Below are 23,659 nucleotides of genomic sequence, written 5' to 3'. Positions count from 1 at the left end.
GCAGCAAATGGGGCAATCGTTCCGGATCGGCGCCGACGGCGACCGAGCCGCTTCTGCGCGTCGCGTCCGTGCCACGGCGATCTGCTGCTGCGGCTCGCCAACGCGACGCGCGCGCAGCGCATCGCGTGGTGGCGCGCTGTGAAGGCAGCGGCGTGACGAGAGGGAGAGCTTGGCCGGGACTGGTTTGAGCCGGTGCGGTCCAGAGAGAGCGCCGGCCGGCTCGCCCGTTCCCGCTCTCCCGAGGTTCACCGACATGACCCCATCCACCGCTCTCGCGGCCGCGCCTGCGGTCGCGGCGTCTCCGCTTGCGTCTCCCTCCGATATCGCTCGCTGCATTGGCGCAGCCGCGCACCATCTCCTTCCGCATCTCGAACAGGGCCGTCAGGTCGACGCGGCAACCCTTCGCGCCGTGATGGAGCAAGCGTTCGGCGGCTCCGACGCGTCCGGCGCCTGGGACTGGAAAACGGCCTACGACGCCTGCGAGGCCGCGACCGTCCTGTTTCTCCGCAAATACGGAAAGGCGCTTTTGCGGAAGACCGGCTCTCCGGCACAGGCCCTCCCTCTGTTGGAGAAGGTCATCGGGCTTCTGCCGACACACACGCGCCGCTCATTGGAGAGCGAGGCGTACCAGCAGTTCTCAACGCCGGCCCCGCTCGGCCTCGCGGTAGTGACAGCCGCCGCGATCACGCCAGCCGACCGCGTGCTCGAGCCTTCGGCCAGCACCGGCCTGCTCGCCGTCCTCGCGGAGATCGCTGGCGGATCGCTCGTGCTCAACGAGTTGGCCGAGACCCGCGCGGGCGTTCTCTCGTTGCTCTTCCCGAACATCGCCACGACCTGCCACGACGCCGCGCAGATCCACGATCACCTCGACGCCGCCATCGTGCCGAGCGTCGTCATCATGAATCCGCCCTTCTCGGCGATGGCGAACGTGCAGGGGCGTATGGCCGACGCCGCGCTCCGCCATATCGGCTCGGCGCTCGCGCGGCTCGCCGATGGCGGCCGCCTGGTCGCGATCACCGGGGCCAACTTCGCGCCCGACGCTCCGGCCTGGCGCGACTCCTATGTCCGGCTGCAGGAGCGCGGGCGCGTCGTCTTCTCCGCCGCCATCGACGGCCGGATATATGCCAAGCACGGCACGACGTTCTCGACGCGGCTGACCGTCATCGACAAGCGCCCGGCCGATGATCCCACCGCCTTCCCGGCGGCGCCCGGCGTCGCGCCGGACGTTGCCACGCTGCTGGCCTGGATCGCGGAGCGCGTTCCGGCACGGCTGCCGGTCGATGCCTCCGTGACTGTGCCTACTGTCACCACGCCGCGAACCGTTCGCGGCTACCTGGCACGCTCCGCGCGAGCCGCATCACAGTCCACGAGCGCGGCCGAGCCCGCCGGCATCGAGCTCACCTATGAGACGGTCGACTGGACACCGCCCCAGGGCGCGCGCCTCTCCGATTCCATCTACCAGGACTATGCGCTCCAGAGCGTCCGGATTCCGGGCGCTCAGGATCACCCGACGCAGCTCGTCCAGTCCGCGGCGATGGCCTCGGTCGCGCCTCCGAAGCCGAGCTATCGTCCGCGCCTTCCGGCGAACATCCTCAGCCTGCTCTCCGGCGCGCAGCTCGAAACCGTCATCTATGCCGGCGAAGCGCATTCCGACTATCTCGCCGGCGCCTGGACCGTGGACGACACGCTCGACGTGGTGACCGCCGCGGCGGAGGACGCCAAAGGCGCGGTCCGCTTCCGTCGCGCCTGCATGATCGGTGACGGCACCGGCATCGGCAAAGGGCGCGAGTCCGCCGGCATCATCCTGGACAACTGGATGCAGGGCCGTCGCAAGGCGGTTTGGATCTCCAAGTCCGACAAGCTCATCGAGGATGCGCAACGCGACTGGTCGGCCCTCGGGATGGAGCGCCTGCTCATCACGCCGCTCTCGCGATTCCCGCAGGGCAAGCCGATCACGCTGCGGGAAGGCGTCCTATTCACCACCTACGCCACGCTACGCTCCGACGACCGTGGCGAACGCCTTTCCCGCGTGCGGCAGATCGTCGAATGGTTGGGCTCCGACTTCGACGGAGTGATCATTTTCGACGAGTCCCATGCCATGCAGAACGCCGTCGGCGCCAAGGGTGAACGCGGCGAACAGGAGGCCTCGCAGCAGGGCCGCGCCGGCCTGCGGCTCCAGCACGCGCTGCCGGACGCCCGCATTGTCTACGTCTCCGCCACCGGCGCGACGACCGTGCACAATCTCGCCTATGCGCAGCGCCTCGGCCTCTGGGGTGGCGAAGACTTCCCGTTCTCGACCCGGGCCGAGTTCGTGGAGGCGATCGAGGCCGGCGGTGTGGCGGCCATGGAAGTGCTCGCCCGCGATCTGCGCGCGCTCGGCCTCTATACCTCGAGTTCGCTGAGCTTCGCCGGCGTCGAATACGAGCTGGTCGAGCATGAGCTGACGCCCGAGCAGACCCGCATCTACGACGCCTACGCGGATGCCTTCGCGATCATTCACAACAACCTCGACGCCGCCATGCAGGCCGCCAACATCACCGGCGGAAGCGAGGGCGGCTCAGGGACGCTCAACCGCCAGGCCAAGTCCGCCGCACGCAGCGCGTTCGAGTCAGCGAAGCAGCGCTTCTTCGGGCACCTGCTCACCAGCATGAAGACGCCGACGCTGATCCGCTCGATCGAGCGCGATCTCGAGGAAGGCGATGCCGCCGTCGTCCAGATCGTCTCGACGGGCGAGGCGCTGATGGAGCGGCGTCTCGCGGAGCTGCCGACCGAGGAATGGAACGACGTTCGCATCGACATCACCCCGCGGGAATACGTTCTCGACTATCTCGCCCACTCCTTTCCCGTCCAGCTCTATGAGCCGTTCACGGATTCGGAAGGCAAGCTGTCGTCGCGTCCGGTCTATCGCGACGGGCAGCCGGTCGAGAGTCGCGAGGCGGTTGCCCGCCGTGATGCGCTGATCGCAAAGCTCGCGAGCCTGCCGCCCGTCCCCGGCGCGCTCGACCAGCTCGTGCAGCACTTCGGCACAGACATCGTCGCCGAGGTGACCGGCCGGTCGCGCCGCATCGTCCGCAAGTCCATCGGCGCCGCAAAGAGTGACCGCCTTGTTGTCGAGACCCGAGCGGCCTCCGCCAACCTCGCCGAGGCGCAGGCGTTCATGGACGACCATCGGCGCATCCTCGTGTTCAGTGACGCGGGTGGCACCGGCCGCAGTTATCATGCGGAGCTCACGGCGAAGAACACGCGCCTTCGCGTGCACTATCTCCTCGAGCCCGGCTGGAAAGCGGATACGGCCATCCAGGGACTCGGCCGCACCCATCGCACCAACCAGGCGCAGCCCCCGCTGTTCAGGCCGGTCGCGACCAACGTCAAGGCCGAGAAGCGCTTCCTCAGCACGATAGCACGCCGGCTCGATACGCTCGGCGCGATCACGCGCGGACAACGCCAGACCGGCGGCCAGGGTCTGTTCCGGCCGGAGGACAATCTCGAGTCCCACTATGCGCGGGACGCCTTGCGCCAGCTCTACATGCTGCTCGTTCGCGGCAAGACCCAGGGTTGCTCGCTTCAACGCTTCGAAGCGGCCACCGGCCTGAAGCTCATGGATGCCAACGGCATCAAGGATGACCTGCCGCCGATCACCACCTTCCTCAACCGCATGCTCGCGCTGACCATCGAGCTGCAAGCCATCCTGTTCACAGCCTTTGAGCAACTGTTGAACGCCCGCATCGAGGGCGCCATCGCCGCCGGCACCTACGACATGGGCTTGGAAACGCTGCGCGCCGAAAGCCTCGTCGTCACCAACCGTGAGACGATCTACACGCACCCGGGCACCGGCGCGGAGACGCGGATGCTGACCATCGAGCAGCGCCAGCGCAACCGGCCGCTCACGCTCGATGAAGCGCTGAGCCGTCTACGCGAGCGCGACGCGCGGCTTCTGATCAACGAGCGCTCCGGGCGCGCCGCCGTGCAGGTCCACGCACCGTCCGTCATGCTTGACGATGGCGAGGTCGAATATCGCGTGCGCCTGATCCGTCCGATGGAGGCGCCGAACGTCCCCGTCCGCATGATGGCGGAAAGCCATTGGCAGGAGGCGGACGAGGCGACCTTCGCCGCAGCCTGGACCGCGGAACTGAACGAGGTGCCGCCATTCGCCGACTCGACCATCCACATGGTCGCTGGTCTGCTCCTGCCGATCTGGAAGCGGCTGCCGAATGAGTCGACGCGCGTCTATCGGCTGCAGACCGACGACGGCGAGCGCATCATCGGCCGCCGGATCTCGCCGGCGTGGGCGGCGACCGCCACGGCGACCGGCTTGCCTTCGCTGACGCCGGATGACGCCTTCGCCGCCCTGATCGAGGGCAAGACCGTCATCGATCTCGCCGAGGGGCTTCAGCTTCGTCGCGTCCGGGTCATGGGCGGCCATCGCATCGAGTTGTCGGGCTTCACCGACACCATGCGGGACCGGCTCACGGCCTACGGGCTCTTCCACGAGATCATTTCGTGGAAGCTGCGCATGTTCGTTCCCACCGACGCCAGCGGCCCCGCGATCCTCGCCAAGGTGATGGATCACTATGCGGTCGCACGCGTCGGCGAGCGGGAGGCGGCGTGATGTCCCGGCTCGATGCGTCGGAACTGGCTCACCGTCTCGCGCGCAATGCCGAGGCGGTGTGCCGCCACTATCTCTCCAACGGCCGTCGCGAAGGCCGCTACTGGATGGTCGGCGATGTGCGCAACACGCCTGGGCGCTCGATGTTCGTGCGTCTGGCCGGCCCCGAGAGCGGCAAGGGGGCGGCGGGCAAATGGACCGACGCCGCCACCGGCGAGCACGGCGACCTTCTCGACGTCATCCGCGAGAGCTGCGGCCTCGTGGATTTCGCCGATGTCGCGAAGGAGGCACGGGCCTTCCTCAGCTTGCCGCAAGCCGAGACCCCGCGCGACGAGCGCCGCCGCACGTTACATCCTGCCCCGACAGGGTCTCCAGAGGCCGCCCGGCGCTTGTTCGCGATGTCGCGACCGATCCACGGCACGCTGGTCGAGGCCTATCTCCGCAGACGCGGCATTACGTCTTTGCACGGAACCGGATCGCTCCGATTCCACCCGCGCTGCTACTACCGGCCCGACGAGCACTCCGCAACGGAGACCTGGCCCGCCATGGTCGCAGCCGTCACCGATCTCGACGGCCGACTCACCGGCGCGCATCGGACCTGGCTCGATCCCGACGGGTTCGACCCCATCCGGCTTGGCAAGGCGCCGATCGACACGCCGCGCCGCGCGATGGGCGATCTTCTCGGGAACGCTGTCCGCTTCGGCATCGCCGGCGAGGTCATGGCCGCGGGGGAAGGCATCGAGACCATGCTCTCGCTCAGGATGGCGCTACCTGACATGCCGATGGTCGCCGCTTTGTCGGCCGCCCATCTCTCGGCCATCCTGTTCGCGGGCACGCTGCGCCGCCTCTACATCGCGCGCGACGACGATCCGGCCGGCGACGGTGCGATGGCCACGCTGATCGAGCGCGCGTCCGATGACGGGATCGAGGCGATCGTGCTGTCGCCGCGGCTGGGCGACTTCAACGAGGATCTCCGCATGCTCGGCCCCGACGTGCTGGGTGCAGACCTTCGGGCCCAGGTCGCGCACCGGGATGCCGCCCGCTTCATGGCCGACGCCGCATAGAGCACGCGACCGTGAACGCAGGGCCGGAACGAAGGTGAGGTCCGGAATTGCGCCTGCGGCCAATGCTCCGAAGCGCCGGAGAGAGCCGCACCCTCGGCCTTCAAGAGGGCGATCGGGACGGCAAACGGCCCGGCCCGGCAACCTTGGTGGCCGACTATTTTCCGTCGGCGGCAGAGCCGCCTTTACATCGCGAAGCAAAATACTCGGCCCCCTGCGGTCCTCCGCTTCCGCTTCGGCCCTGCGCTGCGCTCCAGGTGCAGGGCCGGCCCGCCCGCGGTCTTCCGTCGCCATGAAGGCCGCGAGGGTCGCGGCCAATCCAGCGACGGAGCATCCCATGACCACCGATGACGACTTCGAACCCCACCACACTTCGTCTCCGACCGATCACGTTCTCGCCGAGCTTCAGCTCTACGGTTTCCGCCCCTTCCAGGACGAACCCGATCCCCGGCCGCTTCCCGAAGGCAACCTCGTCGCCGGCGCCATCGCCGACATCTTCGACGCTCTCGTCGCCACGCTCAGCGATACCCGCCTCGAGCCCGATCTCGAGGACCTGCTCTGGTCGACCACCAATGTCTTCCATCGCGCCGCCGACCGCGTCGCCCGCGAGCTCGACGACAACGAACAGGCGCAGCGGCGCAGCCAGCGCGAACAGGACGGCACCGAGGTCAAGTCCGTCGATCTTGAGCGACTGATCGCCGAGGGACAGACGCTCATCGAGCGACGCGACGCGTTCGAGCTGATGCGCGACCAGGCCTGCGAGCACTTCGAGCGCCATACGGGATCGGCCTGGCGGCCGCGCAACGGCTCACTCGTCAATCATCGGGCGATGACGGCAGCAATGATCGACAGCCGCGACTTTCTCGCCGCGAAGAAGCGCGCCGAAACCGAGGTCATGCTGCCGCCCGGTCCGAAGGTCGCTCTCAGCGGCGGACTCGATTTCAACGATCATCGTCTGATCTGGTCCAAGCTCGACCAGGTGCACGCCAAGCACCCCGACATGGTGCTCATGCACGGCGGCTCGCCGAAGGGCGCCGAACGCATCGCGGCGCGCTGGGCCGACCATCGCAACGTGCCGCAGATCGCCTTCAAGCCGGACTGGACGAAACATGCGAAGGCTGCACCGTTCAAACGCAACGATGCCATGCTTGGCGTCCTGCCGATCGGCGTCATCGTCTTCCCGGGAACCGGCATCCAAGACAACCTTGCCGACAAAGCTCGCAAGCTTGGAGTTCCCGTCTGGCGCTATGGCGACAAACCGATGTGATCGCCGTCAACATTGCCGGATACACAACGCCGCGGCGATTTCAACTCGCCGCGGCCGTCGATTCTTTGCTATGGTATCCGTCCGCGCCGTGGTGGTGGTGGAAGGCGTGACCGTCAGATGCTTTTCACGGAGGCCACCATCATGATTGTTCTTGGCATTCTCGCCAGCATCGCCGCCATCGGCGTCATCTGCTGCCTTTTGTTCTACCTTGCGGTCTATGCTCTGCCGCTGTTCGCGGGCGTGACGGCCGGTGTGTGGGCATACGGCACCGGCGCGGGTTGGTTTGGAGGTATTGCCGTCGGTTTCGTCGCCGGTCTCGCGACGCTCCTCGTCGGCCACCTCCTGCTCACATTCGTCAAGCCTCTCTGGCTCCGCTTGATGATCGCGGCGGTCTTCGTCGCACCTGCGGCCGTCGCCGGCTATCACGCGACGCACGGCATCGTGAAGCACACCATGCCCTCGGAAACCTGGGCAGTCGCTTTCTCGGTGGTCGGCGCCATTGTCGTCGGCATCACCGCCTTCGCCCGCCTCGCGACGCTGGCCCCGCCCGGTCAAACCAGCCAGGGCGTGGCCCGCGCCTGACGCCATCGCAGCCACGTTGGCGCGACCAGACCAAGCTGCCTGCAATTCCTCCTCATCGAACAGGTTTGGCGAGTTCGTGCGCACAAGAACGACGGAACGCGCTGAACCTCTGGTCGCAGGTATCGTCGGAACGCACAGCCGGGCGGCGCAACGAACGTCGCATCCCATGAAGGCGGTGACTGGAGCGATCATCCTGTCGGCTCATCGGCAGTCGCGATGCGTGGAGTTCTGCTTGCCTTGACGCGGTGATGAGTTCGCCGCTTTCGCCGTCGGATCTCTACGGTTGCACGACGAGCTCACCAAATTCTCCTTGATCATTCTCTGTCTGATCGAGCGCTCCAAGCGGCCTCTTTGATGGGCTGATCTGGCCGAAGGACGGCTTCGCCTCGATCGCCTATGCCGCAATGGCGCCGATCGACTTTCTTCCCCTGGGCTACGCCCATTCCTCGCGAAACAAGAAAGTCTCCCGGCTGCCATCCTCCGCTGCGCTACGGCCTGCGCGCAGGTGCGGCGTCGATCGCCTCCGGCCAACCGATCGCCATCGAGGCCGCAATGGTGCGGGCTCGAAACAGAGATCAAGGAGAACTACCATGGCGACCATCGGCACCTTCAAGAAGTCCGGCAACGAGTTCGTCGGCCAGATCGTCACCCTCAGCGTCCAGGCCAAGAACGTCCGCATCGTCCCGGAGACCAACCGCTCGGGAGAGAACGCCCCCAGCCACCGCGTCTTCGTGGGCCGCGTCGAGATCGGCGCCGCCTGGGCCAAGCGCTCCAACGAGGGCCGCGACTATCTGGGTCTCAAGCTCGACGACCCGTCGTTCACGGCTCCCATCTACGCCAACCTGTTCGATGACGAGGAAGGCGAAGGCTACAGCCTTGTGTGGTCGAGACCTGCTAGGAAGACCGACTGAGGACTCCGGGGCCGTCCATCTGGGCGGCCCCAAGCCTCCGACGCAGAGCCCGACTACAGCCTTGGCGCAAAAGCCCGAAGATTAGCAAGGGACTGCGTCGTTCCATGCCGAAGCCCGAACAGTTGCTTGGGGGAGCGACCCCGAACTTACAAGGATGGGACACGTATATGGAAATCGGTAGCTACGTTGGGATCGACGTTTCTAAGGACCGCCTCGACGTTCACATTCTGCCTCAGGCTCATAGCGTCTCGGTTGCCAACAACCACCGCGGTATCGCCGAACTGATCAACATCCTGGAACCGCTCCGCGTTGAACGCGTCGTTCTCGAGGCAAGTGGCGGTTACGAGAAACGATGCTTCGCGGCGATGGTCGAGGCCGGCATCGCAATCTCAATTGTCAATCCTCGGCATGTCAGGGATTTTGCGAAAGGTGCAGGACGAACAGCGAAGACGGATGCAATCGATGCGGAGATGATTGCAAAATTCGCCGAGGTGTTTCGTCCACGCGAGACACGCCCGCAGTCCAACCTGGAGGCCCAACTCAGCGATTATCTGACATACCGCCGATTCTTGATCCGCGAAACGATCGCCATCCGGAATCAACTCCGGCGGCTGACAAATCCTTCGATCCGATACACACTTGACAAGCGACTTGAAGCCGCAATGCGTGAATGTAAGGAGATCGACGCCACGATGCGGCAGTTGGTGCGCAACTCCGACAAACGAAAGCTTTATGATCTCCTGACCAGTGTCCCGGGTGTCGGCCCACTCCTCGCATGCACACTGATCGGCAACCTCCGCGAACTCGGTACACTCAGCCGAAGGGAAATCGCGAGCCTGGTGGGTGTTGCGCCGATGAATCGCGACAGCGGCCGGCGAAGGGGACATCGTTTCGTCACGGGCGGGCGCGGAGTCATCCGCCACGTTCTCTATATGGCAACACTCACAGCGTGCCGCTTCAATCGTCTCGTCGCTGATTTCTATGCGCGGCTGCGTGCCGTCGGGAAGCCGGCCAAGGTCGCGATCACCGCGTGCATGCGAAAAATGCTCACCATTCTCAACGCGATGGCCCGGTCAGGCGAGCGGTGGCAGGAGCATCAACTAGTGTAACTGCTGTCAAAGGGGTAGCCGGGTGGAACGGGCATGAAGCGGCCTCCGAGTGGCTGACCCAGCCCATATTACTGATTTATTTGCAGCAACGAGGAACTGAACTCCCTGAGACAAGTTAGTTTCGAAGGGGTAAATAATGGCCAACATAATAATCTCGCGCCAGAATGCAGCCGATGGCTGCTAAATTTGTCCTCTGGCATGAATTCGATGCGAATAGGCCCGTGGTGCTTTTGGCGGAGGATGAACCCATCATCCGGTTCGACATCGCCGATGAGCTCAGACGGTTGGGGTGTCAGGTGATCGAGGCCAGCAATGCCGACGAAGCGATCGATGTCGTGAAGTCGACCGCTCGCCTAGACCTTGTCGTGACGGACGTACGGATGCCTGGCAACCGCGATGGCCTCGACGTAGCGCGTGCTGTCAGACAGGAGCGCCCAGGTCTAAGAACTGTCATCATGTCAGGCCATCTCGCACCGAACGAGGAGCACGGTCATCTCATCGATCTCTTCGTTTCGAAGCCGACCCAAAGCGATCAACTGGCAACGGCGATAATGGCAATGATCGAGGCGAGCCCTGCAAAGAGGGATGGCTGATGGAGCAGGAAGTTGCAGCCGAAACCGTCCTCATCGTCGACGGCGACGTAATAACCCGAACTGTGATCGCCGAGTATCTGCGCCACTGCGGCTTCCGTGTGCTCGAGGCGGGGACTGGGACGGAAGCACTGCAGGCGCTCCAACATCCGGACTTTACCATTGATATCGTCCTGTCCGACGTCGAGCTTCCTGGGGAAATCAGCGGATTCGAGCTGTCGCATTGGATCCGCAAATCCAAGCCCGAGGTGAAGATACTGCTCGCCAGCGCCGTAGAACGCATTGCCGATACGGCCGGCGATCTCTGCGAGGAAGGTCCGCATCTCGCAAAGCCCTATGATCACAGGCTGATCCTGGATCACATTAAGCGGTTGCGTGCAAGGTGAACGCCGTCCACGGCTGCGCCGCCAGCCAGCCCGGCGGTATTGCTGCTCGCTGAGCACTTTCCTGCTTCCGGTCTGCGACCTCAAAACACAGTTGCTGATCTGGTCCCGCCCCAACGGCCGCCGCAGCGGCGAGTGAGGCGAGCCCAAGGCCCCGCCCGGGTTCCCCGGGCGGGGCCCAGCCTCGTTCAAATAGGCGAGTCGCCAGAGCGACCGAATCAGTTCGCCGTGATTCGGACAACTGCCCGTCTTTGGCCCCCATTTTCGCTCGCTTCCCTGATCAAGAGCGACTATTTTAGTCGTAGTTCTGGCGCGCTCGCTCGACCCAATGGGAGGTGATCATGCATGATCACCGCCCGACAATCGCGGGCCGCTCGCGCTTGCTGGCATGGACGCAGGAAACGCTTGCTGACCGGGCCGTTGTTTCGCTTACGGCGCTGAAGCGCCTCGAATCCGGTCACCACGGCGTCTACGAGTCGACGGAAGACCAGGTCCGTCGCACGCTAGAGGCCAACGGCATTGTCTTCCTGTCGTCCGACCAGGGCGAAGGAGTGATGCTTGTCCGCGCGAAAGTCGAGGCCGGCACCAAACGATGACGCCGCACGATTCGTGAACGGCCCCATCATCGTTCAAGCTCCCCCCTTTGCACTTTGCGTCAGACCGCGTAGCGTTAACAATTCGTTGACGCGAAGACGCGTCAACCCGCGGGTTTCGATTTGAAACACGTTCCGTTCATGGATGAGCCGCCGCAGAGCATGGCTCTCACGAGCTATGACCGAACTCACATGAAGCTCTATCTGCGTCTCCTCGACGCCGAGAGCGACGGTGCCGACTGGCATGAGGCGGTCGAGGTTTTGTTCGGGATTGATCCCGCAAAGGAACCCGACCGCGCCCTTCGCGTGCATCGCAGCCATCTTGCCCGAGCTCATTGGATGACCGAGCAGGGATATCGACAGCTCGTGCGCGAAGCCGGCGTCTAACCGTAGGGTGGTGCCGTCCCGGCATCACCCGTTGCCACCCATGGGTCTTCCCGCAATTCGTACAACTGGTAATCGTGTCCGTCCTCCGCACCAACGTATCGCGGAAGGGAGGAGAGGGCATGCGACCCGACACGACGCATTGGCGATCATCCTCATCGTATGACTACGTGGATAGCCTCTACGCCCCCGATGCCGCCTGGGAAGCGCTCAGGCGCAACAAGCGCTATCAGCAAGATTACGGGCAAGGCGGAAACCCCATCGCCGACGCTGATCGTCTCGTAGACCTTGTGCGTCAGCGCTGGGGGTTACGCTTTCCCGATCGATCCATCGCTTGCCGCGACCGAGGCCACCGTGTTCTGGGCACCGGAGGTAGATCCAGGCACCGTCATCCTCTCCTCGGTGTCGCAGCTTACGTCCGTCGAGGTTAAGTCTCTCGCAGACCTTGCAAGCGATCACGCGCATAGCAGTCCCGATGGACAAAGCATATTGTTTGGCCATGGCGCCAGAACAATCCGCGTCTTTCTGACGCCCGATACCTCGCCGGAACAGCCTATCGTGGCGGTCTTGCCACTTGGCGCTGATGGCCATGATCGCATCGATGCCGCCATGCGCCTGTGGCGAGCCCTTAACAATCGCCGCGTTCCGCCCGATCCTCGACTCACCGCGCAACAACGGCGCAGGCTTCGACGCATGCTGCAGGCGGTTGACGGCCACAATGAGGGCGCCAGCTATCGCGAGATCGCCGAGGCAATCTTCGGACCCGCTCGCATTTCAGAAATGCCCTGGAAGACCTCACCGCTCCGCGACGTGACGATCGACCTCGTGAAAGATGGCCTCTCGCTGATCGATGGCGGTTATCGCGCACTTCTGCGTCGGCGCCGCCGTCGATAGCTTCGGCGCCTGCCCGACCCCGGGGGTGCGATTTAAGCGTTCGCATCTTCCCCATCCCCCACACTGCTTTTCCTCCGCCACCGTGGCCTTCGCTCGCCGGTGCTCGCCGGCAATCTGAACGAACGCCCGGAGGTGCGACAATGACCAATCTTGCCGGCTTGCCGCCGCGCTTTTTGCGCACGCCCGAGGCTGCGGATTTCCTCGGCCTTTCCAGCCGAACGCTCGAAAAGCATCGCACCTACGGCACCGGCCCAGCCTATCGAAAGCTCGGCGGTCGCGTCGTCTATGCGCTCGACGACCTGAAAGCCTGGGCCGACCGCGGCGCCGTCACATCGACATCCGACCCGCGCGGCTCGGTGCTGCCGGCCAAGCGTCATAACGCGGCCGCGGGGCAGGCCAGCCGCAGCCGTCGCTAAGAGGCACCGCATGTCCTTGTCGCGACGCACCAATGAGCGGGAACAGCTCGATCTCTTCCGGGCGCTGCCGGGTGATCTCGCGCCGCGCGATGCGCAGGACCTCATGGCCTACCCATTCTTCTCTCTCGCAAAGTCGAAGCGGCTGACGCCGATCGACTTCAAAGCCGGCACGATCGTTATCCGCGTCGAGGCGGTGCCCGAGCACGGCATGGCGACCATCTGGGACGCCGACGTGCTGATCTGGGCAGCCTCGCAGATCGTCGAGGCGCGCGACCTCGGCCTGAAGCCGTCGCGCCTGATGGCGGCAACGCCCTACGAGATTCTCTCCTTCATCGGCCGAGGCGTGAGCGCACGCGATTACGATCGTCTCAAAGCCGCGCTCGACCGCCTGCAATCGACCACGGTCGCGACCTCGATCCGCCAGCCAAACGAGCGGCGGATGCACCGCTTCTCCTGGATCAACGAGTGGAAGGAGCGCGCGGACGCACACGGCCGTCCGCTCGGCCTCGAGCTGATCGTGCCGGACTGGTTCTACGCCGCGGTCCTCGACGACGCGCTGGTGCTGACGATCGACCGCGCCTACTTCCGGCTGACCGGCGGACTGGAGCGCTGGCTGTATCGGGTGGTGCGCAAGCACGGCGGCCGCCAGCAGCACGGTTGGAGCTTCGACGTCGCCTACCTTCACGTGAAGTCAGGCAGCCTCTCGCCGCTCAAGCACTTCGCCTACGACCTGCGCGACATCGTTCGCAGGCAGACGCTGCCTGGCTACCGGCTGACCATCGAGCAGCCGCCGGACGCCCCCGAACGCCTCACCTTCGCGCCCATCGATCCCGCTGCCCTCGCTTCGCTGGAGCAGCGCGGGACCTCGCGCGCTGGGGATAAGCTGTGAATCGTCTCGAGCTATCAGGGACCGAACCTATCGTGCCATCGGGGACCCGATCCTCGTGCTATCGGGGACCGGAATCGTCGAATCCGCACGCTGATTCAAGCCATTGCGCGCGCCGTAACTCTTCTAACCAAGATTCCTTCGGAATCTTTCTAACGGCCGCTCCGAAATCCACACCTGTGCATGAGCGCCGCCGAGAGCGGGGCGCGCCATGATCGTCGCGCTGCTCAACCAGAAAGGCGGGGTGGGCAAGACGACGCTCGCTCTTCACCTCGCCGGCGAGTGGGCGCGGCGTGGCCAGCGTGTCACCGTCATTGACGCCGATCCGCAAGGCTCCGCCCTCGACTGGTCGCAGCAGCGCGCCCGCGAAAGCCTACCACGCCTGTTCGGCGTGATCGGCCTACCGCGCAACACGCTTCATCGCGAAGCGCCCGAGCTCGCGCGCAACGTCCATCACATCGTCATCGACGGCCCGCCGCGCGTCGCCGGGCTGATGCGCTCGGCGCTGCTCGCGGCCGACATCATCCTGATCCCGGTGCAGCCATCGCCGTTCGACGGCTGGGGCTCGGCCGAGATGCTCGCGCTGCTGAGCGAGGCGCGCGTCTACCGGCCACAGCTCGTCGCCCGCTTCGTGCTCAATCGGTGCGGCGCACGCACGATCATCGCGCGCGAGACGGCGCTCACGCTCGCCGATCACGATCCGCCGCTGCTCACCTCCAAGGTCGGCCAGCGCATCGCCTTTGCCGACGCCGCGCAATCCGGCCGCCTCGTCTGGGAAGCCCACGCAACGAGCGCGGCGCGCGAGATCACTGCCCTTGCGAGCGAAGTCGGGAGGCTGGCGCGATGACTCAGCGCTCTTCCAAACGCGCCTTCATCGCGCGACCGGCCGACCCCGAACGCTGGATCAAGGCGCCGGAACCGCGCTCCAGCGGCAACAGCGACGCGGCCGCATTCACCGCGCGGCTGACGATCGACATCACTCCGGAGCTGCGCGGCCGCATCAAGATCGTCGCCTTCCAGCGCGGCCTGACCGTCGCGGACATGCTGCGCGACCTGCTCGCCCGCGAATTCCCTCCAGCCGAAGGAGACCTGCCATGACCGGCGCGTCGCATCTGCGTCTCGTGCCGTCGCCGCTTCCCGTCGACGGCCTCACGCGCGTCGAGCTGACATGGATCGAGAAGAAGGTCGAATACTGGATTCGCTTCGGCAAGGAGAAGGATGAGCAGATCCTCGACCGACGCCGCCGCGTCCTGAGCTTCACGCCCAACAGCGTCTTCGCCTTCGTTCGCTGGGCCTCGAACGACCACGGCACGCTCATCTCGCGCATCGACATCGTGCGCACGATCACGCCGGGCGAGCGCTATTCCACACTGCCTTTCGTGCGGCCGGGCGGCGACATCCTCCTCAAGATGGAGAGCTGGCCGAAGGTCGAGCGCGTCCTCCAGGTCATCGACGCTATTGAGTCGGCTGGAATCGATCCGAGCGAGGTCTCGCCGCATCACTGGCGGCATGTCCACAATCGCTTGACTGCGGGCCAGGAACCGCGCGCCTACACGGTCGAGCAACATCGCGCGATCCTACTGCGCCGCGAGATCGAGTCATGACGCGCTTTGGCTACGTCATGACCACGTACTTCGCCGCGATGTCGATCGGCGTCGGCTCCTTCGTCCCCGTGACGCCCCGACTCATCTGGAACGCTTCCGCCAGCATGCCGATTGGCTTCTATACGATCGCGCCGGCGGATCGGCTTGAGGTCACCGACCTGGTCGTCGTCAACGCGCCTGAACCGCTCTCCTCCTTCCTGGCTGAGCGCCACTACCTGCCGCGCGGCGTGCCGCTCCTGAAACGTGTTGCCGGGCTTCCGGGGCAAGAAGTCTGCCGCCATGGCATGCACGTCACAGTCGACGGCATCGACATGGGCGATGCGCTGGTGCGCGACCGGCTCGGCCGGCAACTGCCGATCTGGCAGGGCTGCCGCCGCATCGCCGACGGCGAGGTCTTCCTCATGAACTGGTGGGTCGAGGACAGCCTCGACGGGCGCTACTTCGGCCCGCTCCCCGCCAGCGCAATCGTCGGCCACGCGCTGCCGCTGTGGACCGATGAGGAAGGCACCGGACAGTTCGAATGGCGCGCAGCGACGCGGTGACGGTGCGCACTGTCATCCCTCTCATCGCACCACCAAGGAGACCGAAATGCCTCAGATCGGAGAGTTCACCCGCACCAAGGATGGCTATTCCGGACGCGTCCGCACGCTCTCACTCGACATCGAGATGGTGTTGGTTCCGGCGGAACATTCGGACGCCGAGAACGCGCCGGACTATCGCGCGCATCTCGGTGACGGCGATGGCCCGGAGATCGGCGCAGGCTGGAAGCGCACCGGTGAGAAGGCTGGCGACTACGTCTCGGTCCAGATCGACGACCCCGCACTCGGACAGCCGATCCGCGCCAATCTCTTTCAATCGGGCGAGGGCAAGTCCGTCTGGGGTTTGCATTGGACACGTCCGCAGAAGCGCGCCGAGCGGGACTGACGGAATGCCCATCTGCTGCACCTCACCAACGCGGATCATGAGGCCCGGGCGGCGTTTGCCCGCCCGGCGTCTCACCGCTCTTCTCCTTACCGACCTGCTCTCGGTAGTCACGATCAGCGGTTCGGCCAGCGCTCAGGTGGTGCCGTCCGCCAGCGCCGATCAGGCGAGCCCCATCGCCCTCCACATCGACGTGGCCTCGCGCCGCTTCCGCATTCCGGCGTCCTGGATTCGCGCGGTCATGCGCGCCGAAAGCGCACATGATATCCGCGCCGTATCCTCTGCTGGCGCGATCGGCCTTATGCAAGTCATGCCGGAAACCTGGCTTGAGCTGCGCGCCCGCTACGATCTTGGTCGCGACCCCTTCGATGTGCGGGACAACATTCTCGCCGGCACCGCGTACCTGCGCGAGATGTACGACCGATACGGCAATGTCAGCGCCATGCTGGCCGCCTACAATGCAGGGCCCCGGCGTTACGACGAGTACCTTGCGGGCACGCGCGATCTGCCGGTCGAGACGCGGGCCTATGTCGCCACGATCGCACCCCTTCTCGGGGTTGACCCGCCGCCGTATGCAAAGCCGTCGACGCGCGCTGATCCGCTTGCTTGGATGAGCGCCCCGCTCTTCGTCGCACGCTCTGATGACGTCGGAAAAGCAGCCGCAATGCATCCCGAGCGTCAGCGCGAGAGCGGACCGAACGCGCCACGAATGCAAGACACCAGCGCATTCTCAGCGCGTTCACCCGCTCTATTCGTAGCACGCGGCGGCAACGAGAGGCCGCAATGACGACTGCCGTCCCCATTCGCGTCATGGCGTGTTCAGGCGTGGAATGGAGTGCGTTGAGGCAGGAGCTTGGAACCACGACCGCACGATGGCAGGATAAAGGGCGCGATGTGCGCTCCGTGGCGGTTGTGCTTTTTCAATGACTTATAGGCCGAAGCCGCGAGGTGCGCCGTCCCGGCGCAGACTGCGCCTTCGGCACTCTTGCAACGAATTCAGTCTCTTGGCGCGATGTGCGGGGCTGCGGCTATGAGCTCCGAGGACGACTTCCGCATCCGGCCTGGCCGCATCCGCTCCACCCGCGCGCAGCGGGCGCGGCCCTTCATTGCGCAGGCGCTGGCCGCCGCCCAGCGGGCGGGCGGCTCGGTCTCCCGCAAGGGGACGATCGGTCCCGGCCATCGCTCGCGCTTCGGCCGCGGCCAGCGCGCCTCGGTGCAGGCCAACCGGCTCATCACCTCGCGATCGCGCGGCGCCGTCGTGAAGGCGCGCGTCGTCCGCCACAGCGCGCGCGGCGCGCCGCTCCTGACGCATCTCGGCTACCTGCGGCGCGAGGGCGTCACCCGGGACGGGGAGCGAGCGCGGCTCTTCGGTCCCGAAACAGGGGAGTCCGACCCGAAGGCTTTCGCGGAGCGGTGCTCGGACGACCGTCATCACTTCCGCTTCATCGTGTCGCCGGACGACGCGATCGAGATGTCCGACCTCAGGCAGTTCACGCGCGACCTGGTCGGCCAGATGGAGAAGGATCTCGGGACGACCCTCGACTGGGTGGCCGTGGATCACTGGAACACCGAGCATCCGCACGTCCACCTGATCGTGCGTGGCGTTCGCAACGACGGCGAAAACCTCGTCATCTCGCGCGACTACATCAAGGAAGGCATGCGCGACCGGGCGCGCGACCTGATCACGCAGGAACTTGGCCCGCGCACCGATCACGACATCCGCACCGCGCTGGAGCGCCAGATCGAGGCCGAGCGCTGGACGAACCTCGACCGCCAGCTCGCGCGCGATGCCTATCGGACAGGCGTCATCGATCTCGCGCCCCGCGCCGATCGCCAGCCCGACGAATTCCACGCGCTGAAAGTCGGGCGCCTGCGGAAGCTGGAGGCTCTCGGCCTCGCCGATCAGATCGGGCCGGGCCAATGGGTCATCTCCGACGCGGCCGAGAAACGCCTGCGCCAACTGGGCGAACGTGGCGACATCATCAAGCGGATTCATCGCGGCCTCGCGGAGCGCGCCATCGAACGCGGCGCAGCGAGCTACGTGCTGGCCGGCGAAAGCCTGGACGAGCCGATCGTGGGCCGCTTGCTGACGCGCGGGCTCGACGACGAACTGAAGGGCACCACCTACGTCGTCGTCGACGGCGTCGATGGCCGCACCCACCACATCAAGCTCGCCGATCTCAATGCGGCCGGGGACTCCGCCCCGACTCGATCGTCGAACTGCGTAGGTTCGACGATGCACCGGGCCGGCGGCGCGTCGCGCTCGCTGTCCGGTCGGACCTCCCGCTCGAACAGCAGATCACAGCGAACGGCGCCACCTGGCTCGACCGCCAGGCTGTCGCGCGCAAGCCGGTCGCGCTCGGCGGCGGCGGTTTCGGCGCCGAGGTCCGTGACGCGCTTCAGCGCCGCGCCGACCATCTGATCGGTCAGGGTATGGCCGAGCGGCAGAGCCGCGGCGTCAGCTTCAGCCGCAACCTCATCGAGACGCTGCAGCGTCGCGAGCTGGACAAGTTGAGCGAGCGTCTCGCGGCCGAGACCGGCCAAACGGCCGCCAAGGTGGGCGTCGGCGAATACGTCGCGGGCACATACCGCCGCCGCTTCGATCTCGCCTCCGGCCGGTTCGCGATGCTCGACGACGGCCTCGGCTTTCAGCTCGTGCCATGGTCGCCGTCCCTCGAACGGTACCTCGGCCGCCATGTCTCGGGCGTCGCGCGGAGCGACGGCGGCGTTGATTGGAGCTTCAGCCGCAAACGGGGAATCGGCCTATGACCACCACAACGTTCATCCGCTGCCTCAGAAAACCTGTCAGGAGCAGTCCGCTGCCCCCGAGGACCCGCTTGACAGGATTTGGACGGTCGTCCTAGATTGCGCTAGGACGACCGTCCAAATCGCATTCACCACCCCGCGGGAAGGCTGTATGACCACACCCATCGAAGTCTTTTTCTGGACGACGCCCAACGCATGGAAGATCACGCTCGCGCTCGAGGAAATGGGGTTGCCTTACACCATCCGGCCGGTCGCCATCGGCAAGGGCGAGCAATTCGCGCCGGAGTTCCTTGCCATCTCCCCGAACAACCGTGTGCCGGCGATCGTCGATCACGAAGGCCCTGGCGGCGCTCCCGTTTCGGTGTTCGAGTCGGGCGCCATCCTGCAGTATCTCGGTCGCAAGACAGGCAAGTTCTATCCGACGGGCGAGCGCCGGAGGATCGAGGTCGACAAGTGGCTGTTCTGGCAGGTTGCGGGCGTGGGACCGATGTTCGGCCAGGCCAGCCACTTCAACGTCTATGCGCCGCGCCTCGTGGATGATGCGGTCAAGATAGAGTACTCGGCAAAGCGGTACAGCAACGAAGCAGACCGGCTGCTCGGGGTCCTCGACCGGCGGCTGGCCAGCAACACGTTCCTGGCCGGAGACTACTCGATCGCCGACATGGCGCTTTATCCATGGGTGTCAACGGCCAGCTTCTTTGGCCAGGACGTGAGCCCGTTTTCTCACGTTGTGGCTTGGCTTGATCGCATCGGGGCGCGTCCGGCCGTCCAGAGAGGGATGGCCGCCGGCGCCGAACTGCGCCAGCCGCCGCCTGCTCCCGGAAGCGAGGAACAGCGGAACTTTGCGAGATCCTTGTTCGGGCACACGGCAGCGACGGTTGTCGAAGCTTCGTTGGAAAGGGCGCGCGTGTCATGACCGCAAAGAGCACTCGCGAACACATCGTCGAAGCCGCGGACGATCTCTTCTATCGGCAGGGCTTCGAGCACACCTCGTTCTCGGACATTGCGGATGCCGTGCAGATATCGCGCGGCAACTTCTACTACTACTTCAAGACCAAGGACGAGATCCTGGACGCCGTCATCAATGAGCGTCTGGCCAACACGCGAAAGATGTTGCAGCGATGGGAGGTCGAGGGTGAAACGCCCGAAGATCGCATCCGGAGCTTCATTTTCATCCTGATCGCGAACCGCGCCGACATAAAGCGTTACGGCTGCCCCGTCGGCACGTTGTGCAGCGAGCTTGCGAAGCTGAACCATGCCTCGCAGGGCGAGGCGAACAAGCTTTTCACGCTCTTTCGGACCTGGTTGCGCCGGCAGTTCGCCCTGCTCGGACGCGAAGACGCCGACGAACTGGCCATGCATATTCTGGCCCGCAGCCAGGGTGTCGCAACGCTGGCAAGCGCCTTCCGCGATGAGAGATTCATCAAGCAGGAAGTCGAGCAGATGTGCGACTGGCTGAAATCATACGTCGGCAAGACCGCGTCTGAACTGAGTCAGGGCACCCGCGCGAGGCATTGAACGCCCAGTACAAGTCCGAGAAAGCAGATCTCAGCCAAGTGCATCGCGACAGACGAGCGATGTTCGCGGCACACGGCGGCCCCCCACTGATCACGAACAGGAGAGCGCACACGATGTTCATCGTCTTACTCCGATTTTCCGGCAACAAAGGCGAGGCCGCCCGTCTGATGCAAGACCACAACGCGTGGATCCAACGCGGCTTCGACGATGGCGTGTTTCTGCTGGTTGGCACCCTTCAGCCCAACCTGGGCGGTGGAATATTGGCGCACAATACGTCCCTGTCTGAGTTGCAGGACCGGGTGAATAGCGACCCATTCGTGGCCGAGAGCGTTGTGACCGCCGAAATATTGGAAATCGCTCCCTCGAAGACGAGCGATCAGCTGAGTTTCCTGGTCGGCTGAAGCTGGCGGCCACCTCAGGGGACCGGCAATTGCGCCGGACCCAGAGGCGGAGCTTCAACTCGCGTCGGCGCGACGCTGAACCCCGTGACGAAGGAAATTTTCAATGAACCCACTACTGGTTCATATCGACAGGCGCCAATTCCTCTACCTTTCAACCGCTTTAGGCACCGGACTACTGGCCGGTTTGGATAGCGGCCCGGCCGCTGCCGCCGATGGACAAGACTGCAACGGCAAGCGCGTGGTGGTTCTCGGCGGTGGCTTGGCCGGGCTGACAGCAGCGTACAGGCTGATGAACCAGCGCTACGAGGTCATCCTGCTCGAGGGGCAGGACCGCGTCGGTGGCCGGGTGCTGACGGTTCGGGACGGCTTCGACGCCGGCGGTCACGCCGAGATGGGTGCGACGCGCATCTTCAGCACGCACGCCGCAACACTCAAATACGTCGATCTATTCGAGCTCGGCCCGCTCGTGCCCTACGACACCGGCACAAGCGCCTTCTTCATGGAAGGTTCGCGCTTCGCACCGCCACCGGCCGGTCAGCCTTGGCCTATTGCCGAAATGTCCGAAGCCGAAAAGGCAAATCCATATGCCTTCCTCGCGACATATCTTGGCCCCGGCTTCGAGATGCTTGGCGACGTCAACGCTCCAGGGTGGCCGAACGACCAGCCGTCGGCTCTCGAACTCGATAAGTTCACTGTCGAGCAATTCTTGTTGAGACAAGGCGCCTCACAGGGCTGGATCGAGTGGTTCTGCACGCTGGAGGGCAATGTCAGACGACTCAATGCGTTTGCGGGCCCCGCGACGGAGCGGCTCTTGGCCGGCTTCGGCGGCGAGCAGCCGACCAGCATTCCTGGTGGCAATGACAGACTGCCCAAGGCGTTTGCCGCGGCGCTTGGCGATCGGATCAAGCTCCGGTGCAAGGTTGTGCGCCTTGACCAGAGCGAGAGCGAGGTGATGGTAACCTACCTCGACAAGCACGGCCGGCAGAACGAGATCCGTGCCGACCGCTGTGTGTGCGCGCTTCCGTTTTCGACCCTGCGCAAGGTCGTCATCGCAACGCCGTTTGCGGCCGACAAGATGAGCGCGATTGAGAACCTCCGATACATGCCGGTGGCGCGCTGCGCCTTCCAGACGAGGACGCGCTTCTGGACGACCGATCCGCTCGGCCCACTCGGCGGTCTGAACCTCGTGGGCTCCGACACGTTCGCTGGCCGCATCTGGAACACGAGCTCTCAGCAGGCCGATCCGAACATGGGCATGATCCAATCTTACATGTTCGATGCCGACGCGACCGATTACGCAGCGATGCCGGACCGCGTCGAAACCATGCGCCAGCATATCCACGACAACCTTTTACCGGGATTGACATCGAACCAAGTTGTCGCCGCTGCCGAAAAGGTCTGGCAGGAAGATCCTTGGGTGGAAGGCGGCTGGGCGTGGACTGGGCTCGCAGAAATGGGCGGCCCGTTCCAGGCCAGGGGAAGGCCCGAAGGGCGTGTGCATTTTGCCGGCGAACACACTTCTCCCCTGATCGGGTGGATGACCACCGCGATTGAGTCGGGTGAGCGCGCCGCGGATGAAATCATTACTGCCGGCTGCACGTAGGTGCCCGCCCCTACCGTCCGGATGAGCTTCCTGCTCGGCTGAACGCTTCCCGAGAGAGTTCAAGGATCGCCCGGCGAGGTCGAGCGGAGGACCCTGCTGCGCCGATGCACCATTCACATGCATCAAAAGGAGCAATAACCGTGAGTCGACTGATACTTCACCTGACTACACTGTGCATCGCGTTCGCCATGGCCGGCACAGGTGCCTATGCGCAGATCGCAACCGACGTTGCGGGGCGCAGCCCTTGGGGCTCCCACGACGAGATAGGCACGCTCAACATGATGACCGACCAGTCGCGGTTGGACATTCTGCAGCAAGTCCACAGCGGAAAGGTCTACGACCTGTCAGTCGACCTGTTCGTCGGAATGCCCACATGCTGTGCCGAAGCGTTCGGCGACCCGGCCTACCAGATCTGGAAGACCCATGAGCCGACGCGCCAGGAAGGCGGGGCGCTCGTGTCCCACTCGAGCGACACGATCCTGATGAACACCCATACCGGCACCCATATCGACAGCCTCAATCATTTCGGCCTCCACGGGAGAATCTGGAATGGAATAAGCGCCAGCGAGGCACTGGGCGATCGCGGCTGGACCAGATCCGGCGCCGACAAGATACCGCCGATCGTGGCACGGGGTGTGCTTGTCGACCTCGCAGCGTTCAAGGGGGTGCAACACCTGCCCGCCTCCTATGCTATCACTCCCGCAGACCTCGAGGGGGCACTGGCCCGGCAGGGCAGCGAATTGCGCCCGGGTGACGTGGTTCTGATCCGCACCGGCCTGATGACGGTCTGGCCCGACAAGTCGCAATACCAGCTCTTCAACCAGTCCGGCCTGAGCCTTGAGGCGGCGCAATGGCTGGTCGAGAGGCAGCAGGTGATGCTGCTTGGTGCCGACAATTTCGGCCTGGAAAGCTTCCCGTCAACGAATGCCGAGAACTTCGCCCCCGTCCACACCTATCTCCTCGCCGAGAAGGGCGTGCCCTTCATGGAGGTGATGTGGCTCGAGGATCTCGCCAAAGACAAGGTCTACGAGTTCCTGTTCGTCGCAGCGCCGCTGAAGCTCCGCGGCGCCACCGGCTCGCCGATGCGGCCGCTAGCGATCCCGATCGCCGCCAGGGGCTGAAGCCGGAGCTCGTCAGAGGACGCCGTGTCCGCGGTCCGAAACC

At 65.0% G+C, this 23,659-nt stretch carries 24 protein-coding genes and 2 pseudogenes; all 26 read left to right on the top strand.

Translation table 11 applies throughout. The annotated features are described in order from the left end of the window. Positions 1-253: 253 nt before the first annotated feature. The 26 genes and pseudogenes from PVE73_RS11765 to PVE73_RS11640 all read left to right on the top strand — a co-directional run bounded on the left by PVE73_RS11765 (position 254) and on the right by PVE73_RS11640 (position 23,616). Complete coding sequence (locus PVE73_RS11765) at positions 254-4,609, top strand: strawberry notch-like NTP hydrolase domain-containing protein (protein ID WP_277367093.1); 4,356 nt, start codon at positions 254-256, stop codon at positions 4,607-4,609. Beyond that, positions 4,609-5,670, top strand: coding sequence for a toprim domain-containing protein (locus tag PVE73_RS11760; RefSeq protein WP_277367092.1), 1,062 nt, complete (start codon positions 4,609-4,611; stop codon positions 5,668-5,670). The genes PVE73_RS11765 and PVE73_RS11760 overlap by 1 nt, the downstream gene beginning before the upstream one ends. Before the next feature lie 334 nt (positions 5,671-6,004). After that, a complete protein-coding gene (locus PVE73_RS11755) occupies positions 6,005-6,934 on the top strand; it encodes a DUF2493 domain-containing protein (protein ID WP_277367091.1) in 930 nt (309 codons plus the stop codon). A 141-nt stretch (positions 6,935-7,075) separates the two neighbouring features. After that, positions 7,076-7,516, top strand: a complete 441-nt coding sequence (locus tag PVE73_RS11750; RefSeq protein WP_277367090.1) for a hypothetical protein — start codon at positions 7,076-7,078, stop codon at positions 7,514-7,516. 590 nt (positions 7,517-8,106) lie between these two features. Further along, on the top strand, positions 8,107-8,427 hold the full coding sequence (locus PVE73_RS11745; protein ID WP_277367089.1) for a DUF736 domain-containing protein: 321 nt from the start codon (positions 8,107-8,109) through the stop codon (positions 8,425-8,427). 167 nt (positions 8,428-8,594) lie between these two features. After that, the gene (locus tag PVE73_RS11740; RefSeq protein WP_277367088.1) at positions 8,595-9,536 is read left to right on the top strand and encodes a transposase; all 942 of its coding nucleotides are present in this window, start codon (positions 8,595-8,597) and stop codon (positions 9,534-9,536) included. 164 nt (positions 9,537-9,700) lie between these two features. Continuing rightward, entirely contained in the window at positions 9,701-10,129 is a 429-nt protein-coding gene (locus PVE73_RS11735) for a response regulator (protein ID WP_277367087.1), read from the top strand. Next, entirely contained in the window at positions 10,129-10,512 is a 384-nt protein-coding gene (locus tag PVE73_RS11730) for a response regulator (protein ID WP_277367086.1), read from the top strand. The genes PVE73_RS11735 and PVE73_RS11730 overlap by 1 nt, the downstream gene beginning before the upstream one ends. Positions 10,513-10,854: 342 nt before the next feature. Then, positions 10,855-11,105: pseudogene (locus PVE73_RS11725) on the top strand (hypothetical protein). A 159-nt stretch (positions 11,106-11,264) separates the two neighbouring features. Further along, a complete protein-coding gene (locus PVE73_RS11720) occupies positions 11,265-11,489 on the top strand; it encodes a DUF2285 domain-containing protein (protein ID WP_277367085.1) in 225 nt (74 codons plus the stop codon). A 119-nt stretch (positions 11,490-11,608) separates the two neighbouring features. Then, positions 11,609-11,917 (top strand): DUF6499 domain-containing protein, encoded by a 309-nt coding sequence (locus PVE73_RS11715; protein WP_277367084.1) that lies wholly within the window; start codon positions 11,609-11,611, stop codon positions 11,915-11,917. Next, positions 11,841-12,380: a DUF2285 domain-containing protein gene (locus tag PVE73_RS11710; protein ID WP_277367083.1), complete on the top strand. Its 540-nt coding sequence runs from the start codon at positions 11,841-11,843 to the stop codon at positions 12,378-12,380. The genes PVE73_RS11715 and PVE73_RS11710 overlap by 77 nt, the downstream gene beginning before the upstream one ends. Before the next feature lie 140 nt (positions 12,381-12,520). Continuing rightward, positions 12,521-12,796, top strand: coding sequence for a helix-turn-helix domain-containing protein (locus tag PVE73_RS11705; protein WP_277367082.1), 276 nt, complete (start codon positions 12,521-12,523; stop codon positions 12,794-12,796). 10 nt (positions 12,797-12,806) lie between these two features. Beyond that, positions 12,807-13,685: a replication initiator protein A gene (locus PVE73_RS11700; RefSeq protein ID WP_277367081.1), complete on the top strand. Its 879-nt coding sequence runs from the start codon at positions 12,807-12,809 to the stop codon at positions 13,683-13,685. 208 nt (positions 13,686-13,893) lie between these two features. Then, positions 13,894-14,529 (top strand): ParA family partition ATPase, encoded by a 636-nt coding sequence (parA, locus tag PVE73_RS11695; protein ID WP_277367080.1) that lies wholly within the window; start codon positions 13,894-13,896, stop codon positions 14,527-14,529. Then, the gene (locus PVE73_RS11690) at positions 14,526-14,780 is read left to right on the top strand and encodes a hypothetical protein (RefSeq protein ID WP_277367079.1); all 255 of its coding nucleotides are present in this window, start codon (positions 14,526-14,528) and stop codon (positions 14,778-14,780) included. Before parA ends, PVE73_RS11690 begins: the two co-directional genes overlap by 4 nt. Next, entirely contained in the window at positions 14,777-15,286 is a 510-nt protein-coding gene (locus tag PVE73_RS11685) for a DUF2840 domain-containing protein (RefSeq protein WP_277367078.1), read from the top strand. Before PVE73_RS11690 ends, PVE73_RS11685 begins: the two co-directional genes overlap by 4 nt. Further along, positions 15,283-15,828: a S26 family signal peptidase gene (locus tag PVE73_RS11680; RefSeq protein ID WP_277367077.1), complete on the top strand. Its 546-nt coding sequence runs from the start codon at positions 15,283-15,285 to the stop codon at positions 15,826-15,828. Before PVE73_RS11685 ends, PVE73_RS11680 begins: the two co-directional genes overlap by 4 nt. A gap of 46 nt (positions 15,829-15,874) precedes the next feature. Then, positions 15,875-16,210, top strand: a complete 336-nt coding sequence (locus PVE73_RS11675) for a DUF736 domain-containing protein (RefSeq protein ID WP_277367076.1) — start codon at positions 15,875-15,877, stop codon at positions 16,208-16,210. 136 nt (positions 16,211-16,346) lie between these two features. Further along, on the top strand, positions 16,347-16,994 hold the full coding sequence (locus PVE73_RS11670; RefSeq protein ID WP_277367428.1) for a lytic transglycosylase domain-containing protein: 648 nt from the start codon (positions 16,347-16,349) through the stop codon (positions 16,992-16,994). Positions 16,995-17,237: 243 nt separating this feature from the next. After that, positions 17,238-18,976, top strand: a pseudogene (locus PVE73_RS11665) (DUF3363 domain-containing protein). A 148-nt stretch (positions 18,977-19,124) separates the two neighbouring features. Beyond that, positions 19,125-19,889 (top strand): glutathione S-transferase N-terminal domain-containing protein, encoded by a 765-nt coding sequence (locus tag PVE73_RS11660; RefSeq protein ID WP_277367075.1) that lies wholly within the window; start codon positions 19,125-19,127, stop codon positions 19,887-19,889. After that, positions 19,886-20,491: a TetR/AcrR family transcriptional regulator gene (locus PVE73_RS11655; protein ID WP_277367074.1), complete on the top strand. Its 606-nt coding sequence runs from the start codon at positions 19,886-19,888 to the stop codon at positions 20,489-20,491. Before PVE73_RS11660 ends, PVE73_RS11655 begins: the two co-directional genes overlap by 4 nt. Before the next feature lie 113 nt (positions 20,492-20,604). Continuing rightward, entirely contained in the window at positions 20,605-20,892 is a 288-nt protein-coding gene (locus PVE73_RS11650; RefSeq protein ID WP_277367073.1) for a hypothetical protein, read from the top strand. Positions 20,893-20,995: 103 nt separating this feature from the next. Further along, positions 20,996-22,495, top strand: a complete 1,500-nt coding sequence (locus tag PVE73_RS11645; protein ID WP_277367072.1) for an FAD-dependent oxidoreductase — start codon at positions 20,996-20,998, stop codon at positions 22,493-22,495. A 140-nt stretch (positions 22,496-22,635) separates the two neighbouring features. After that, positions 22,636-23,616: a cyclase family protein gene (locus PVE73_RS11640; protein ID WP_277367071.1), complete on the top strand. Its 981-nt coding sequence runs from the start codon at positions 22,636-22,638 to the stop codon at positions 23,614-23,616. The last annotated feature ends 43 nt before the right edge of the window (positions 23,617-23,659 follow it).

The organism is Chelativorans sp. AA-79 (genome assembly GCF_029457495.1).
Classification (GTDB): Bacteria; Pseudomonadota; Alphaproteobacteria; order Rhizobiales; family Rhizobiaceae; genus Chelativorans.
Note: the sequence above shows the minus strand (reverse complement) of the source record. Positions and strands in the feature narration are given on the sequence as shown.

What these genes read in the sequence shown, in the direction of transcription:
- PVE73_RS11765 (WP_277367093.1), top strand. Translation starts at nt 254, where the DNA reads ATGACCCCATCCACCGCTCTCGCGGCCGCGCCTGCGGTCGCGGCGTCT.
- PVE73_RS11760 (WP_277367092.1), top strand. Translation starts at nt 4,609, where the DNA reads ATGTCCCGGCTCGATGCGTCGGAACTGGCTCACCGTCTCGCGCGCAAT.
- PVE73_RS11755 (WP_277367091.1), top strand. Translation starts at nt 6,005, where the DNA reads ATGACCACCGATGACGACTTCGAACCCCACCACACTTCGTCTCCGACC.
- PVE73_RS11750 (WP_277367090.1), top strand. Translation starts at nt 7,076, where the DNA reads ATGATTGTTCTTGGCATTCTCGCCAGCATCGCCGCCATCGGCGTCATC.
- PVE73_RS11745 (WP_277367089.1), top strand. Translation starts at nt 8,107, where the DNA reads ATGGCGACCATCGGCACCTTCAAGAAGTCCGGCAACGAGTTCGTCGGC.
- PVE73_RS11740 (WP_277367088.1), top strand. Translation starts at nt 8,595, where the DNA reads ATGGAAATCGGTAGCTACGTTGGGATCGACGTTTCTAAGGACCGCCTC.
- PVE73_RS11735 (WP_277367087.1), top strand. Translation starts at nt 9,701, where the DNA reads ATGCAGCCGATGGCTGCTAAATTTGTCCTCTGGCATGAATTCGATGCG.
- PVE73_RS11730 (WP_277367086.1), top strand. Translation starts at nt 10,129, where the DNA reads ATGGAGCAGGAAGTTGCAGCCGAAACCGTCCTCATCGTCGACGGCGAC.
- PVE73_RS11720 (WP_277367085.1), top strand. Translation starts at nt 11,265, where the DNA reads ATGGCTCTCACGAGCTATGACCGAACTCACATGAAGCTCTATCTGCGT.
- PVE73_RS11715 (WP_277367084.1), top strand. Translation starts at nt 11,609, where the DNA reads ATGCGACCCGACACGACGCATTGGCGATCATCCTCATCGTATGACTAC.
- PVE73_RS11705 (WP_277367082.1), top strand. Translation starts at nt 12,521, where the DNA reads ATGACCAATCTTGCCGGCTTGCCGCCGCGCTTTTTGCGCACGCCCGAG.
- PVE73_RS11700 (WP_277367081.1), top strand. Translation starts at nt 12,807, where the DNA reads ATGTCCTTGTCGCGACGCACCAATGAGCGGGAACAGCTCGATCTCTTC.
- parA (WP_277367080.1), top strand. Translation starts at nt 13,894, where the DNA reads ATGATCGTCGCGCTGCTCAACCAGAAAGGCGGGGTGGGCAAGACGACG.
- PVE73_RS11690 (WP_277367079.1), top strand. Translation starts at nt 14,526, where the DNA reads ATGACTCAGCGCTCTTCCAAACGCGCCTTCATCGCGCGACCGGCCGAC.
- PVE73_RS11685 (WP_277367078.1), top strand. Translation starts at nt 14,777, where the DNA reads ATGACCGGCGCGTCGCATCTGCGTCTCGTGCCGTCGCCGCTTCCCGTC.
- PVE73_RS11680 (WP_277367077.1), top strand. Translation starts at nt 15,283, where the DNA reads ATGACGCGCTTTGGCTACGTCATGACCACGTACTTCGCCGCGATGTCG.
- PVE73_RS11675 (WP_277367076.1), top strand. Translation starts at nt 15,875, where the DNA reads ATGCCTCAGATCGGAGAGTTCACCCGCACCAAGGATGGCTATTCCGGA.
- PVE73_RS11660 (WP_277367075.1), top strand. Translation starts at nt 19,125, where the DNA reads ATGACCACACCCATCGAAGTCTTTTTCTGGACGACGCCCAACGCATGG.
- PVE73_RS11655 (WP_277367074.1), top strand. Translation starts at nt 19,886, where the DNA reads ATGACCGCAAAGAGCACTCGCGAACACATCGTCGAAGCCGCGGACGAT.
- PVE73_RS11650 (WP_277367073.1), top strand. Translation starts at nt 20,605, where the DNA reads ATGTTCATCGTCTTACTCCGATTTTCCGGCAACAAAGGCGAGGCCGCC.
- PVE73_RS11645 (WP_277367072.1), top strand. Translation starts at nt 20,996, where the DNA reads ATGAACCCACTACTGGTTCATATCGACAGGCGCCAATTCCTCTACCTT.